This is a genomic window from Pseudomonas sp. MONT-RG-20F-20-E-7-02 (genome assembly GCF_022662395.1).
Lineage (GTDB): Bacteria > Pseudomonadota > Gammaproteobacteria > Pseudomonadales > Pseudomonadaceae > Aquipseudomonas.
In genome coordinates this window covers 374,422-388,205 of record NZ_JAKNQN010000007.1, presented here as the reverse complement: position 1 = coordinate 388,205, position 13,784 = coordinate 374,422, and the positions used below count along the sequence as shown (strand labels likewise).

Annotated in this window: 13 protein-coding genes; 3 read left to right on the top strand and 10 right to left on the bottom strand. The window is 62.0% G+C overall.

Annotation, left to right across the window (positions count from 1 at the left end; all coding sequences use genetic code 11):
• Positions 1-111 precede the first annotated feature (111 nt).
• Genes maiA through hmgA form a run of 3 tightly spaced genes read right to left on the bottom strand, consistent with a single transcriptional unit; the run spans position 112 to position 3,342 of the window.
• Positions 112-756: a maleylacetoacetate isomerase gene (gene maiA, locus L8I05_RS21905; RefSeq protein ID WP_242171498.1), complete on the bottom strand. Its 645-nt coding sequence runs from the start codon at positions 754-756 to the stop codon at positions 112-114.
• 12 nt (positions 757-768) lie between these two features.
• The gene (fahA, locus tag L8I05_RS21900; RefSeq protein WP_242171497.1) at positions 769-2,055 is read right to left on the bottom strand and encodes a fumarylacetoacetase; all 1,287 of its coding nucleotides are present in this window, start codon (positions 2,053-2,055) and stop codon (positions 769-771) included.
• Between the two features lie 3 nt (positions 2,056-2,058).
• The gene (gene hmgA / locus L8I05_RS21895; protein ID WP_242171496.1) at positions 2,059-3,342 is read right to left on the bottom strand and encodes a homogentisate 1,2-dioxygenase; all 1,284 of its coding nucleotides are present in this window, start codon (positions 3,340-3,342) and stop codon (positions 2,059-2,061) included.
• 120 nt (positions 3,343-3,462) lie between these two features.
• Here hmgA and L8I05_RS21890 point away from each other — a divergent pair, with 120 nt between their 5' ends.
• Positions 3,463-4,242 (top strand): IclR family transcriptional regulator, encoded by a 780-nt coding sequence (locus L8I05_RS21890; protein ID WP_242171495.1) that lies wholly within the window; start codon positions 3,463-3,465, stop codon positions 4,240-4,242.
• Between the two features lies 1 nt (position 4,243).
• On the opposite strand, the gene dacB is transcribed toward L8I05_RS21890, so the two are convergent.
• The 7 genes from dacB to L8I05_RS21855 form a co-directional block, all read right to left on the bottom strand.
• Entirely contained in the window at positions 4,244-5,695 is a 1,452-nt protein-coding gene (gene dacB, locus L8I05_RS21885; RefSeq protein ID WP_242171494.1) for a D-alanyl-D-alanine carboxypeptidase/D-alanyl-D-alanine-endopeptidase, read from the bottom strand.
• Positions 5,696-5,923: 228 nt separating this feature from the next.
• Complete coding sequence (locus L8I05_RS21880; protein WP_242171493.1) at positions 5,924-8,344, bottom strand: TonB-dependent receptor; 2,421 nt, start codon at positions 8,342-8,344, stop codon at positions 5,924-5,926.
• Between the two features lie 109 nt (positions 8,345-8,453).
• Complete coding sequence (locus L8I05_RS21875) at positions 8,454-9,389, bottom strand: glutathione S-transferase family protein (RefSeq protein WP_242171492.1); 936 nt, start codon at positions 9,387-9,389, stop codon at positions 8,454-8,456.
• A 75-nt stretch (positions 9,390-9,464) separates the two neighbouring features.
• On the bottom strand, positions 9,465-9,740 hold the full coding sequence (locus tag L8I05_RS21870; protein WP_119738470.1) for a GIY-YIG nuclease family protein: 276 nt from the start codon (positions 9,738-9,740) through the stop codon (positions 9,465-9,467).
• Between the two features lie 36 nt (positions 9,741-9,776).
• Positions 9,777-10,247, bottom strand: a complete 471-nt coding sequence (locus tag L8I05_RS21865; RefSeq protein ID WP_242171491.1) for a nuclear transport factor 2 family protein — start codon at positions 10,245-10,247, stop codon at positions 9,777-9,779.
• A 115-nt stretch (positions 10,248-10,362) separates the two neighbouring features.
• Positions 10,363-10,998, bottom strand: coding sequence for a response regulator transcription factor (locus tag L8I05_RS21860; protein ID WP_242171490.1), 636 nt, complete (start codon positions 10,996-10,998; stop codon positions 10,363-10,365).
• A gap of 201 nt (positions 10,999-11,199) precedes the next feature.
• Positions 11,200-12,003 (bottom strand): response regulator, encoded by an 804-nt coding sequence (locus tag L8I05_RS21855; RefSeq protein WP_242171489.1) that lies wholly within the window; start codon positions 12,001-12,003, stop codon positions 11,200-11,202.
• A gap of 449 nt (positions 12,004-12,452) precedes the next feature.
• Here L8I05_RS21855 and L8I05_RS21850 point away from each other — a divergent pair, with 449 nt between their 5' ends.
• Both L8I05_RS21850 and L8I05_RS21845 read left to right on the top strand, forming a co-directional pair.
• Positions 12,453-13,082: a DUF1120 domain-containing protein gene (locus tag L8I05_RS21850; RefSeq protein ID WP_242171488.1), complete on the top strand. Its 630-nt coding sequence runs from the start codon at positions 12,453-12,455 to the stop codon at positions 13,080-13,082.
• A gap of 29 nt (positions 13,083-13,111) precedes the next feature.
• Entirely contained in the window at positions 13,112-13,750 is a 639-nt protein-coding gene (locus L8I05_RS21845) for a DUF1120 domain-containing protein (RefSeq protein ID WP_242171487.1), read from the top strand.
• The last annotated feature ends 34 nt before the right edge of the window (positions 13,751-13,784 follow it).

Below are 13,784 nucleotides of genomic sequence, written 5' to 3'. Positions count from 1 at the left end.
TATGACGCCGATCAAAATGTGGGAGCTGGCTTGCCTGCGATGACGGCGTGTCAGTCAGTGAATAATCAACTGACGGACCGCTATCGCAGGCAAGCCAGCTCCCACATTGATTTAGGGTGTGTCTGGGGTATCCGGTTGGTTGGCGGGATGCGCCTGCACAAACGCCGGATGCTGCGCCGCCAGGGCCGCCACGCGTCCAATGCGCGGGTACGCGGCCAACGGCACCTTGAAGCGCTCCGCCGCGTACAGCTGCGGAATCAGAAACGTATCCGCCATCCCCGGCTGTTCGCCGAAGCAAAAACCCTTATCGCCAATCAACTGCTCCACCGCCCCCAAGCCCTGACTGATCCAATGGCCTATCCATTCGAGCAATTGCGCCTCGTCATGGCCCCACTTGCGCAGCAGGTTCTGGGTGCTGGAGTTGTGCAGCGGGTGAATATCGCAGCCGATAATCGACGCCACTGCACGCTCATGGGCGCGGGTCGCCAGGTCTTCGGACAGCAGTGGCACCTGTGGATAACGTTCTTCCAGGTACTCGATGATCGCCGGCGACTGAATCAACAGTTCGCCATCATCGGTGCGCAACGCCGGCACGCGGCCCTGCGGGTTGATCGCCAGGTACGCCGGTTGGCGATTGGCACCGCCCGGCGGCACCAGCAGGTTGACCGGCACCGCAGTAAAATCCAGGCCCTTGAGCGCCAGGGCGATACGCACGCGGTATGACGAAGTGGAGCGGTAGTAAGTGTAGAGTTCCATCGCCCTGCCCTCTTAGCGCGCCGCGATCACGGTGCCACGGCATTCGCCGAAGCCGATGGAGGCAAACCCTTCGCGGCTGCAACGCGCGCGAAGGATGATTTCGTCGCCGTCTTCGAGGAACTTACGCACCTCGCCGGAAGCCAATTCAATTGGCTTTTTGCCGCCTTCGGTGATCTCCAGCAGGCTGCCGAACTGCCCCGGCTGCGGCCCGGACAAGGTGCCCGAACCGAACAGATCACCGGCCTGCAACTGGCAACCGTTGACGCTGTGGTGCGCAACCATTTGCGCCACGGTCCAGTACATATGCTGGGTGTTGCTCAGGGTCAGGCGATGGGCCGGCAGGTTTTGCTCGCGCATCGCGGCGGTGGTCAGCAGCACTTCCAGTTCGATGTCGAAACCGCCGGCGGCCTGGTCACGCTTGTCCAGCAGGTATGGCAGCGGCTGCGGGTCGCCTTCGGGGCGTGCCGGTTGGGCTTTGCGGAACGGCTCCAGTGCTTCGGCCGTCACCACCCAGGGCGAGATGCTGGTGATGAAACTTTTGGATAAGAACGGACCCAGCGGCTGATATTCCCAGGCCTGGATATCGCGTGCCGACCAGTCGTTGAGCAGGCAGAAACCGGCGATATGCTCGGCCGCATCGCCAATCGCAATCGAGTCGCCCATGGCATTGCCCTGGCCGATCCAGATGCCCAGCTCCAGCTCATAATCCAGACGTGCGCAGGGGCCAAAAGTCGGCTCGGTCTGGCCGGCCGGCAGCGTTTGGCCTTTAGGCCGACGTACCTCGGTGCCCGAAGGGCGAATGGTCGAGGCACGGCCGTGATAACCAATCGGCACGTACTTGTAGTTCGGCAACAGCGGGTTGTCGGGACGGAACAGTTTGCCGACGTTCTCCGCGTGTTCGATGCCGACGTAAAAGTCGGTGTAGTCGCTGATTTTTGCCGGCAAGTGCATCTGGCAATCGGCGGCGCGGTGCAGCACCTGAGCCTCGCGGGTTTGCAGCTTGCTGCCTTCGGCGAGCAGTTCCAGCAGACGCTCGCGCAAGGCCACGCGCGGGCCACGGCCGAGTTCGAAAAAGGCGTTCAGTTGGCCACCGGCAGTGGCTTCAACGGCACGCCGTGCTTCACCGTCAAATTCGTCCAGCGCGGCATGCAGGTCGAGAATCGCATCGCCAATTGCCACGCCACTGCGCGGCGCCGAGCCGTTGATGCTGAACACGCCCAGCGGCAGGTTTTGCAGGGGAAAATCCTGATGACCGTTGGCGGAGGCCACCCAGCTGCGAGTTGGCGTTGGTTGAGTCATGGGTTATCTCCGGTTCGGGTTGAAGGTGGCGGGCAGCGAGGCCCAGCACGCGTCGTAAGAAGGTTGCAATTGCGAGCATTCGAGGGCGAACTGCGTGGGGCGCAGCACTTGGCTGGTCTCGAACATGAAGGCCATGGTGTTGTCGATCTTGTGCGGCGCCAACTCGACGTTGATGGCTTTGGTGCAGGTCTCGCCATCCGGGCCGTGGGCGCTCATGCAGCTGTGCAGCGACGCGCCACCGGGCAGGAAGCCTTCGGCCTTGGCGTCGTAGGCGCCCTGGATCAGGCCCATGTATTCGTTCATCAGGTTGCGGTGGAACCACGGCGGCCGGAAGGTGTTTTCGGCCACCATCCAGCGCGGCGGGAAGATCACGAAGTCGAGGTTAGCCAGGCCGTGCACGCTGGTGGGCGAGGTCAATACGGTGAAGATCGACGGGTCGGGGTGATCGAAACTAACGGTGCCGATGGTGTTGAAACGCCGCAGGTCGTATTTGTACGGCACGTTATTACCGTGCCAGGCGACCACATTCAGCGGCGAATGGTCGAGCTCGCAGGCCCACAGCTCGCCGAGGAATTTCTGCACCAGTGTCGTCGGCTGCTTCAGGTCTTCGTAGTGGGCCACCGACGTTAAAAAGTCACGCGGGTTGGCCAGGCCATTGCTGCCGATTGGGCCCAGGTCCGGCAGGCGCAGCGGCGCGCCGTGGTTTTCCGCGACGTAACCGCGTGCTTGCGCATCCAGCAGTTCGACACGGAATTTAAGGCCACGCGGCAGCACCACGATGTCCAGCGGCTCGACGTCCAAAACGCCAAGTTCGGTGGCGATGCGCACGCCGCCCTGCTCAGGCACGATCAACAGTTCGCCGTCGGCGTTGAAAAACACGCGCTCCATTGAGCGGTTGGCGCGGTAGTTATAAATGCTGATGCCTGACGGTTTGTCCGACCCGGCGTTGGCGACCATGCCTACGAGCCCGTCGATAAAGTCTGTCGGCTCGCTGGGAACATCCAGTGGGTTCCAGCGCAAGCGATTCGGCGTCACCGCGCCCAGCGGCCCACCGGCCAACTGCCGCTCCAGTTTGACGAACGCCGGGTGATTGGCCGACGGCTGAATGCGGTACAGCCAGGTGCGGCGGGCTTCGCTGCGCGCCATGGTGAACGCCGTGCCGGAGAACAGTTCGGTGTACAGGCCGTAAGGGGCTTTTTGCGGGGAATTCTGGCCGACGGGCAGCGCGCCGGGCAGGGCTTCGCTGGCGAATTCATTGCCGAAGCCCGACAGGTATTCGAGGTTCATGGATCATCCTCTGAGCGGAAGTTGTTTTTATCGTAATCCAGTTACGCATAACGTAATTTGATCACTATCGACCGTCAAGCTATAAAGACGCCCATTCATCTCTCGGATTCTCGCCCTTCCATGGAAAAGCCCCGCGACACCGGTAAACAGAAAGTCCGCTCGGCTGAAGTCGGCACCGATATCCTCAAGGCCCTCGCCGAACTGTCCCCGGCCACTTCGCTGTCGCGCCTGGCCGAACATGTGCAGATGCCGGCGAGCAAGGTCCACCGCTATTTGCAGGCGCTGATCGCCTCGGGTTTTGCCGAACAGAACACCGCCACCAACCATTACGGCCTGGGCCGCGAGGCGTTGCGCGTGGGCTTGGCCGCGCTGGGCAGCATGGATGTGTTGAAAGTCGGCGCCCTGCCCTTGGCGGAACTGCGTGATGAACTGAATGAAACCTGTTTTTTGGCGGTGTGGGGCAACCAGGGCGCAACCGTGGTGCACATCGAGCCGGCGGTGCGCGCAATCACGGTGGTGACGCAATTGGGTTCGGTGTTGCCGCTGCTCAGCTCGTCCACCGGGCTGGTGTTCAGCGCCTATCTGCCGTCGCGGGAAACCGTGGAATTGCGCGAACGCGAGGTTCAGGCCGGTATCGCCCATGCCTTGGCCGACGACCAGGCCTACGCCGCCGCCTGCGAGCAGATCCGCAGCCGCGGCCTGCACTTTGTGCATGGTTTGCTGATGCCTGGCGTCGATGCGTTGTCGGCGCCGGTGTTCAACGCGGTCGGCCAGGTGGCGGCAGTGATGACCGTGGTCGGCCCGACCTCACTGTTTCACGCCGATGAAGACGGCCCGGCGGCGCAGCGCTTGCTGGCAGCGACCCGGGCCGTGAGTTGGCGGATGGGCTATCAGCCCTGAATTATTCGTCCCAGCGTGACAGGGCCACCGCCACGCGGTTCTCCACAGCCTTGACCTGTGCACCGGCAACCACATAGTTGTTGCTGATCATCGAGAACACTAACCGGCGCCCGTGGGCGTCGGTGATGTAGCCGCTCAACGATGACACGCCGCCCATGGAGCCGGTCTTGGCATGCAGGTTGTTTTCCGCCGGAGTGCCGCGCAGGCGATAGCGCAGGCTGCCGCCGGTCATGCGGTCGGTGTTGCCGGCAATCGGCAGAGCGCTGTACCAGGCGTTGAACCATGGTTGCTTGCTCGCGGCCAGCAGCAGGTCGGTGAGGGTTTGCGACGACACCAGGTTCTGCCGCGACAGGCCGGAACCGTCAACCTGCTTGAGCGTTGCCGTGTCCACGCCCTGACGCTTGAGAAACCCATCGACCGCCGCCACACCCGCCGCCGCCGTGCCGCTGTTCGCGGTCTTGCGGCCCATGGCCTTGAGCAAGGCTTCAGACATGTTGTTGTTCGAGAGTTTGAGCAGCGGCGTGATCAGTTCCTGCAACGGCGCCGATTGATGCTCGGCCAGCACGGTCACGCCGGCCGGGCTTGCAGCCCCCATCACTCGACGGCCCAGCACGGTGATGCCCTGCTGCTTGAGGGCTTGTTCAAACAGATTGGCCACCAGTTGCGTCGGCTCCCAGACGCTGACCAGTTGCGGGCTCTGCCGGCCCGGCGCCACCGCGCCGCTGAGCTGCAACAGGTTGGTGCCATGGCGGCGGTTGATCCCGTAGGTGTTACCCGGCCCACTCACCGCGCGATTGCTCAATTGCAGGTAATCGGTGGGCGGGAAGATCTCGACGCTCACAGGCTGGCCGACACGCACCGGCGCTTTGGCCGTGACGAGTACGCTGCCCGCATCAAAATCAGCATTGGGTGACACGGTCAGCGCCGAAATCTGCGCGCCGTAATAGGTGGTTTCATCATCGTGGGACCAATCGACACCCAGGCGCTCGGCGTCAAACCAGGTGTCGTCGAACACGATATCGCCCTGGACTTGGCGAACACCCTGGCTGGCCAGTTGCGCCGCCAGCGCCTGGTAGTCGGCGAATTGCATCGTCGGGTCGCCGAGGCCACGCAGGTACAGGTTGCCGGTCAGGCGATCGCCCTGGCGTATACCGTTGCTCAGCACTTGCGTGGCGAAGCGGTATTGCGGCCCCAACACGTCCATCGCGGCGGCGGTGGTCAACAGCTTGAGGTTGGAGGCCGGCACCAGCCGTGTGCGTGGGTTGTGCTGGTACAGCGTGGCGCCGCTGCGCGCGTCACGCACCATCAGCGACACCGAGGCACCGTGCAGCGCGGGGTCGGCCAGCAATTGATCAAGGGAGTTGGAAGTCGGCGAAACACTCGCGCAGCCGCCCAGTAAAACGCTCAAGCCGACCAGCATTGCGCTGGTGTGTATCCATTTGCCCAACTGCATCAGTAGCGTTTTCCCGCGAAGTCTTTAGTGGCGGCAACGCTACCAGCTCAATGCCTTTGTGGCGAGCGGGCTTGCCCCGCGTTGGGGCGCGAAGCGGCCCCTGGAAAGGCCACCGCGTTTTTTCAGGCACACCGCAGCGGCTGGTTTTGGGGCTGCTTCGCAGCCCAACGCGGGGCAAGCCCGCTCGCCACAGCAGCCTGCTTGCCACAACAAGCACTACCTGGCAGGTTAAAACTGCAGAGTACTGGACACCGACACCTGCCGCGCATCGCCCAGTGATACAAACACCCGGCTCGCGGCCGAGGTGTAGTACGTGCGGTCGAACAGGTTCTTCACGTTGAGCTGGAACTTGACCTTCTGCCCTTCGATCTTGGTGTCGTAGGTGGCAAACGCGTCTGCGACGGTGTAGCCGGGCAGGTTGAAGTCGTTGGCGGCATCGCCTGCGCGCTCGCCGACATACCGGGCGCCCGCGCCCACCCGCAGTTGATCGCCGCCGAAAATATTGCCGAAATCGTAAACCGCCGACAGCGAGCCGGTGTGCTTGGCCACGTTTTGCAGACGGTTGCCTTCAAGCGTCGGGTCTTTGTCCTTGGTGTCCAAGGCGTCGGTGTAGGCGTAGCTGCCGATCAGGCTCCATTGGTCGGTCAACTGGCCGGTGGCGTCCAATTCCAGGCCACGGGAACGCACCTGGCCGGCAATGCTGTAGACCGTGTTCGCACCGGAACCCACCGAGACCAGCACGTTGCGCTTATCGATATTGAACAATGCCGCACTGGCGGTGATACGCCCTGGCATGTCGAGCTTGGCCCCCAGTTCCCAGGACTTGGATTCCTCAGGCGTCAAGTCGCCGGTCAAGGTGCTGCCATCGGCCAGGGCGGCAATGGTGGAGTTGGGTTTGAACGACTCGGTGTAGCTGCCGTAGAACGACAATTCATCGGTGTAGCGGTACACCAAGCCGGCACGCGGCACCCACGCCTGGCCATTGCCATTGGTGTTGGCGGTAAACGGCACGCCCTTGCCGGCGTATTGGTCGTACATTTGATAGCGCACACCACCCACCAGAATCCACTGGTCGGTCAGGTGAATGGCGTCCTGAAAGAACAGTGAGTCGCTGCGCAGCAGGTCAGTCTGGGCGCTGTCTTTGGCACTGACGGTGGTGCCTTGTACATCCTTGCCGTAGACCGGATCGAGGTAGTTGAACGCGCTGCGTTGCGCCTGGCGAATCAGGTCGGCGCGATAGATCTTGCGGTACTCGTCGTCCAGGCCGAACACCAAGTCATGCTGCATGCCAGCGATGTTGACCTTGCCTTCCAGGCTCATGGTGGCGAAGCGGTCGGTGGTCAACGCACCGCGGGTGCCGTCCATGCTGCGAGTCAGGGTGCCATTCGAGTTGACCGACACCGTGCGCACTTGGCTGGCGTCGTAGGTTTCGCGGTTCCAGCTGTAGCCGAGGTGCGCCTTCCAGTCGTCGTTCAAATCGTGGTCGACTTCCAGGCGATACAGGTCGGAGCGGCCTTCCATATTGTTGAACGGCTCATCCAGGCGACGGGTCGCGGGGATGTTCAGCGGGTGGTTGGTCTTGGGGTCAATGGCGGTGCCACGGTCGAACGGCGAGAGGAATTCGCGGTGTTCGTAGGCGAACACCACTTTGGTGGTGTCGCCGTACCAGGCCAGGGACGGCGCCACCAGCGTCTCGCGGTGGGTGCCGAAGTTGCGCCAGTAATCTTCGTCTTCATGGTCGACGATCAGTCGATACGCCAGGCCGCTGTCGCCAATCGGGCCGGTGGTGTCGAGGTTGCCGCCGCTGCCGTTCTTGCCGTCGCCGAAGGTCGAGCCGCGTGCGGTCAGGGAAGTTGACTGCACCAGTTCGGGCTTTTTGCTGACGATATTGACCACGCCGCCCGGGTCCTGAATGCCGTACAACAAGGAGGACGGGCCTTTGAGCACTTCAACGCGCTCGGCGGTGGAGTTGAGCGCTCGGCCCTGCACCACCGGCATGCCGTCCTGCATGATCGAGCCGTTACGGTTATCGCCAAAACCCCGCAGCATCACCGCGTCCTGGGTGCTGGCCAAGGTGTTCGCCTGGGTGATGCCGCTGATATTGGCGAGGGCGTCGTCCAGGTTGCGTGGTGTCTGGTCGCGCAGCACTTGGGCCGGCACCACGTTGACGGTTTGCGGGGTTTCCAGCAGCAGGCCGTGGGAACGCATCACCGAACTGGTGGGCGGCGGCTGGTAGCTGGTGCTGTCCTGAGCTTGGCCGGCGCCGCTGATGGTGGTGGCGCCGAGGTTGACCGCGCCGTCGGTGGGCACGGGCTCCAGGGCCAAGGTGCGCGCGTCGATCTGGCGGAAGGTAAAGCCTGATTTGCTCAGCAGGCGTTGCATGGCTTGGGTCGCGCTCATCTGCCCGCTGACCGCCGGGGCGCTGAGGCCGTAGGGCGCTTCATCGGTGTAGATCACGCTGATGCCGGTGACGCGGCTGAAATCGCTCAGGGCCTGGGGCAGCGGTTTGGCTGCCAGGGCAAAGTTGAACTGGGCGCTTTGCTGCTCCTGTGCCTGCGCCACGGCCAAAGGCAGCAATGCCAGCCCCGACACCGTCAATACCGAGGCTCCCAGCCACTGTTTTACCCAACCGCCCGCCGTCGATTTCATGCTGTGAGAACCCGTGTAGAAAACGCTGTTAATGCGAATTGATCGCAGTTTCAAGCACTACACGGTTGGGCGGTGGATTTACCTCACCTTTGTTTGCAAATATTTTTGTTTATTGCGCCTGAATGCGAAAACCCAGGCGTGGGAAGTGCACATGCACGATACCGCCGCGCTCATCCGTACGCCGCAGGATCAGCTCTTCGCGCCCGGCGAACAGCAGCTCACCGGCGACCGGGTCTACGCCGTAGTCCGTTGCGCTGATGGTCACCGGCTGGCCGGGCTTGAAGCCGTTGGGGTCTTCGAAGATTTCCTCCGGCAAGGGCGCGGGCGTGGCATTGCGCGCAATCTCCAACGCCTGGTCGGCGCGCATTTCACTGGCGTTGCCATGGCCAAAGCTCAATACCCGCGCCAGCCAGGCCGCTACGGCCGGGTAGTGATCCACCAACGGCGACGTCACCGGCGTGCCCTTGAGGAACCACAACGGGTGCGCCATGGCGAAGTCGGCAATCGACGGCTCGCCAAACAGGAAGTCCCCGGCGCCATGCTGCAGTTGCTGCTCCAGGCGCACCATCAGCGCCGGCCATTGATGCCGGGCCAGCTCGACCGGCACCTTGCTCGCCGTGCCACCGCTGAACAGCGCGACGCGGTCGGCCATCAGCGCCTGCATCGCTTGCGGCGGCACTTTGGCAAAGCGCACGGCGGCGGATTCCGGCTCAAAGACCAAGGCCACGCTATGGTGAAACACCACGCTGTCGGCCCAGTAAGCGAAGGCTTGGGTGTTGATTTCCTGGCCGAGCGGAAACAGCGCCGGGGTGGATTTTTCCTGCTCCAGGCGCCGGGCGATCAGGGCGGTGTCGCAGTAGATATCCGCGCCCACCTGCAATACCGGCGTCTTGCGATAGCCGCCCGTCAATGCGGTCAGGTCGGGCTTGGGCGACATCGGTGGGATAAGCACCGAGTGCCACGACAAACCTTTGAAGCCCAGCATCAAGCGGGCTTTTTCTGCAAAAGGGGACTGCGGGTAATGGTGCAGGATCAACTCAGACATGCCAGGCTCCGCTGGATAGATGAGCGGCTAGCTTAACGCGCAAAATCGCGCGCAGGCGAGATGGGAACCCATCAGTCAAATCAATGAGCCGCTCGCCGCCAGGCACTCCTTGGCGCTTTTCTTGAGCTTCTTGATCAGCCGTTCCTGGCGCAGCGCTTCGCCTTTACTAGCGCACTGCTCGGTGTAAACCAGCGCCACAGCCGGGCTGGATAAAAAGAACCGCGCACCCTTGCCGCTTTGGTGGGAAGCAAAACGGCGCACCGGGTCATTGCTGATGCCGCAATACAGCGAGCCATTGGCAGCGCGCACCAGGTACACGAACCAGGGTTTGGGTTCAGTCGATTCAGTCACAGGGCAATTCGGCAAACCAGAGAAGCGCCAATCTTATCAACCACCGGCCTGGAATGCCTTCAGGCCTTTAAGCGCCTGGGCGCGCACAGCGTTTTTCAGCGCCGGCGACCAGCCCAGCAACAGGCCCTTGAGGCCCAGTGCCTGGCGCGACCAACGCCACAGGTCGAAGTGGTCGTGGTGCTCGCAGATCTTGCCGTCGCGAAACACAAACCGCGCGCCGATATCATTGACCACCGTGTTGCCGGTGGCGCTGAACAGGTACGTCGCCACCCAATGCGCGCTGCCGGTGCTGTCGTCGCTGCGGACATGGTCGAAGGTCAGGGAAAAGTCCTTGGCGCGGGTGGTGAGCATGCGCCACATATCACCGGCATCGCGCCCACGCAGCTCGCCGAAGGCCGGGTCGCTGAACACCACGTCATCGGTGTAGCAGGCGGCCATGGCTTCGGCGTCCAGGCGTTGGAAGGCGCTGTAGAACTCGGTGATCAGGGCGTTGTGGGCATCACTCATGGGCAGGGTTCGCACGGTGGTCAGAGGTACTGAACGATAAGCTGCGCAACAAGGGAATGCCATGGCTATTCGCTATGGGAATGAGTAATCACCGTGGCAGACTCAAGGATACCGTCTACGGCACCATCCCCGCCGAGCGCGCATAGGCGAACAAGTCCACATCGGTTGAAATACACAACCGGCTCATGGCCGTACTTTTCTGTTTGCTGATGGTGGAAATGCTGCGGTTGACCCGTGCCGCAATCTGGCTGACGGTCATGCCGCTGGCCAGCATGCGCACCACTTCACGTTCCTTGCCGGACAACTGCGGCGGTTGAGATTGATCGCCCGTGCCGGCCTCGTGCAACTGCTCGCGTAAACATTCACTGGCGAAGGTCTGGCCCTTGGTGACGGCCTTGATTGCCAGGGGCAACTCCTTGGCCGAGGCCTTTTTCGCGACGATGGCCTGTGCGCCATGGGCGAAGGAGGCCCGCAGGGTCGCGATGTTGGCGAACATGGTGACCAGAATCACCGGCATCTTCGGGTATTGGCGTTGCAACAGGCTCAGCAAGCAATAACCGTCAGCCTGGCGCCCACCCGGCATGGCGAAATCGGTTACCAACACGTCGCAGGGCATGGTGCCCAGCAACACCAGCAGTTCATCGGGGCCACTGGCTTCGCCAACGACTTTGCAGGTGCCACTCGCCTCAATCACCACCCTTTGCCCAATGCGGACAATGGGGTGATCGTCGGCAATTATTACTCGAAGCATAAATACTCACGGATGATGGCCACTTGATTCCGGGCAAAATACCTCCGACCGGGCGCTTCAACAACCGCCCGGCAAAGGCACATTTCAGCCAAACCCAGTGCCTTGTAGTGCCATCCATCAAACTTACAAAATAAAAGGAAAAGGCCCACATACAAAAACTACAACTCAAAAGAACAACTTCCTACAAGCCAAGATGAAACCTCATAACGTACTCACGTACGCGAAGTAGCGCTTGAGGTCATGCTCAAACATCTCCAGCCTTCCCAGGTTCGCCCACACGCCTTGGAGCCGGACCTGTTCAATCAGCGCACCACCCAGCGCCTCCAAGTCGTCGCAGCCTAAAAAAGCCAGGCTGCCCAGCAGACGATGCAGCCGCTCCAACACAAGCCGGGCGTTCAACGTGATACGCGCATCGGCCAGGGCCGCGCAGTCCGTGCGGGCTTCGTGCAGCAAGCTGCCGAGCATCTGGTTGACCACCTGTTCGCTGCCGAAGGTCTGGACCATGCCTGCGCGGGTCGACCAGGCCGTTGAGCCCTTGGATACGGCCGGCGATACGTCACACGGTGGGCCGGGCAGCCATCGCCCAAGCACATCGCACAACTGCGCAAATGTCAGCGGTTTTAGCAGCCAGGCATCCATGCCAGCATCGCGACAGCAATGCGGTTCGTCAGCGTGCAGGTTGGCGGTCAGGGCAATGATCGGCACCCGGCACCGCCCGTTCGCCCGCTCGTGCAGGCGTATGGCGCGGGCCAGGGCATAGCCGTCCATGCGGGGCATATGGCAGTCGCTGATCACCAGGTCGAAGCGCCTGCGCGTGAAGGCGGCAAAGCCTTCACAGCCGTCGCCTACCACTACATGGCCAAGCCCGAGTTTTTCCAGGAACCAGCCCAACAGCGCGCGGTAGGCCGAATGGTCCTCCGCGACCAATACCACCAAGTGTCGCCAGTGATCGGGCGGGGAGAAATGGACCGGAATGCGCTGCGCAGAGACATCGCTCGAAGGCACGCTCGCTCACCTCGTTGATGGTGTCGGTGGTGCAGCGCCCGTCGCCCAGAAACACGAAGGTCGTGTGGGCGAGGAGCGCTGACGCGACAGTCAACGGAACGCACTCTGCAGCAGGTTTCAAATTATTCAAATGACGGTCATCGCCAAGGAAAAGTATCGTTTCGGACGCCGCTCTGACCATACAACAACTACGAAACTGACCATTTACCTACATTTAACTGTTCATTCTTCTGACACGGATCACTCCAATTTCCGAGTCTTTGTGATTGTCGTAAAAGTTGTATGTCTCCCGCCCAGGCCCCTCGTTAGATTACGGCCCACTCTAGTCAGGGACGGTTCGCCGGCCCCTGAGCAGTCCAGATAAACATTAAAAGCCGCCTTGCACCCGTCGACACACTGCGCACAGCAAGTGTCGCGACGGCGTGACTCAACGTATTGGAACCCTTGAAATGAAAGCTCCCTTCGCCCCGTTAGCCACCGCATTGCTGCTTACCGGCGCTTCGACCGTGTTTGCCGCCAGCAGCGTCGACCTGACCGTCCAGGGCTTGATTACTCCCAGCGCCTGTACGCCCAGCCTTTCAAGCGGCGGGATGATCGACCACGGGAAAGTGGCGGCCAAGGATTTGAGCCCGATCAACTGGACATGGCTTGGCGATCACACCCTGCAGCTGAACATCACCTGCGAAGCGCCAACCCTGCTGGCGCTGCAGGGTGTTGATAACCGTGGCGATTCCCCTGACGCGTTCAACGGCTACGGCCTGGGCCTGGTCGACGGTATAAAACTGGGCATGTACATGCTGTCGCTGGATAACGCGACGTCCGGCGGTGCGCCGATCTCTGTGCTTGAGTCCAGCGACAGTGGCCTTACTTGGCAGGAAAACGCCCCGGGCGACGTCATGCCGGTGGCCTACCTCGCGTCGTTCGGCGACCGCTCAACGGGCAGCTGGGCGCCCACACCGGTACAGAACGTGACGTCAGACATGAAGGTGGCAACCATGCTCAGGCCCACGGCCGGCATGAACCTGGCCAACGAGATCCCCATCCTCGGCTCCGCCACGCTTGAAGTGAAATACCTGTAAGCCACCCCATAACCCACAGGATGTGACCCATGGCTCGCCCTCTCGTTACCCTCGCCGCAACCCTGCTGATAGTCGCCGCCAGCCCCGTATTCGCCGCCAGCAGCACAGACTTGGCCGTCACCGGGCTTATTACGCCCAGCGCCTGCGTCCCGACCCTGAGCCAGGGCGGCGTGGCCGACTATGGAAAGATCGCCGCCAGGGATCTGCAGGTAAGCCAACCCACGCCCTTGCCGGCCACCACCCTGCAACTCAACGTGAACTGCAGCGCCGCCACGCTGTTTGCACTCAACGGCGTGGATAACCGCCCCGGTTCATCCATCGATGTCGACAGCTCGTCGTACGGCCTGGGGTTCATCAACGAAACCGAAAAGGTCGGCAGTTTCCTGGTGGTTCTCAATAACTACCTCGCCGACAGCCAGCCCGTGACCAAGCTGGTTTCGCGCAACAACGGCGCCAGTTGGATCGAGAACAGCGAGGACGCCATCTGGATCCCCGGCTGGTTCACCGCCTTCGGCAGTAACTCAGGTGGCGACTGGGCGCCTATCGCGATCACGACGCTGACCAGCGACGTGAGGATCCACCCGATCATCGCCGCCTCCGAGACACTGACCCTGACTGAAGAACAACCGATCGACGGTTCCGCAACCCTGGAAGTGCGCTACCTGTAACCCACCCGTTCACTGCATCGATCACAAGGACCTG

Excerpts from the sequence above, each read along its gene's own strand:
- fahA (WP_242171497.1), bottom strand. The coding sequence starts at position 2,055 with ATGACTCAACCAACGCCAACTCGCAGCTGGGTGGCCTCCGCCAACGGT.
- L8I05_RS21890 (WP_242171495.1), top strand. The coding sequence starts at position 3,463 with ATGGAAAAGCCCCGCGACACCGGTAAACAGAAAGTCCGCTCGGCTGAA.
- maiA (WP_242171498.1), bottom strand. The coding sequence starts at position 756 with ATGGAACTCTACACTTACTACCGCTCCACTTCGTCATACCGCGTGCGT.
- hmgA (WP_242171496.1), bottom strand. The coding sequence starts at position 3,342 with ATGAACCTCGAATACCTGTCGGGCTTCGGCAATGAATTCGCCAGCGAA.
- L8I05_RS21845 (WP_242171487.1), top strand. The coding sequence starts at position 13,112 with ATGGCTCGCCCTCTCGTTACCCTCGCCGCAACCCTGCTGATAGTCGCC.
- L8I05_RS21850 (WP_242171488.1), top strand. The coding sequence starts at position 12,453 with ATGAAAGCTCCCTTCGCCCCGTTAGCCACCGCATTGCTGCTTACCGGC.
- L8I05_RS21860 (WP_242171490.1), bottom strand. The coding sequence starts at position 10,998 with ATGCTTCGAGTAATAATTGCCGACGATCACCCCATTGTCCGCATTGGG.
- L8I05_RS21880 (WP_242171493.1), bottom strand. The coding sequence starts at position 8,344 with ATGAAATCGACGGCGGGCGGTTGGGTAAAACAGTGGCTGGGAGCCTCG.
- dacB (WP_242171494.1), bottom strand. The coding sequence starts at position 5,695 with ATGCAGTTGGGCAAATGGATACACACCAGCGCAATGCTGGTCGGCTTG.
- L8I05_RS21865 (WP_242171491.1), bottom strand. The coding sequence starts at position 10,247 with ATGAGTGATGCCCACAACGCCCTGATCACCGAGTTCTACAGCGCCTTC.
- L8I05_RS21875 (WP_242171492.1), bottom strand. The coding sequence starts at position 9,389 with ATGTCTGAGTTGATCCTGCACCATTACCCGCAGTCCCCTTTTGCAGAA.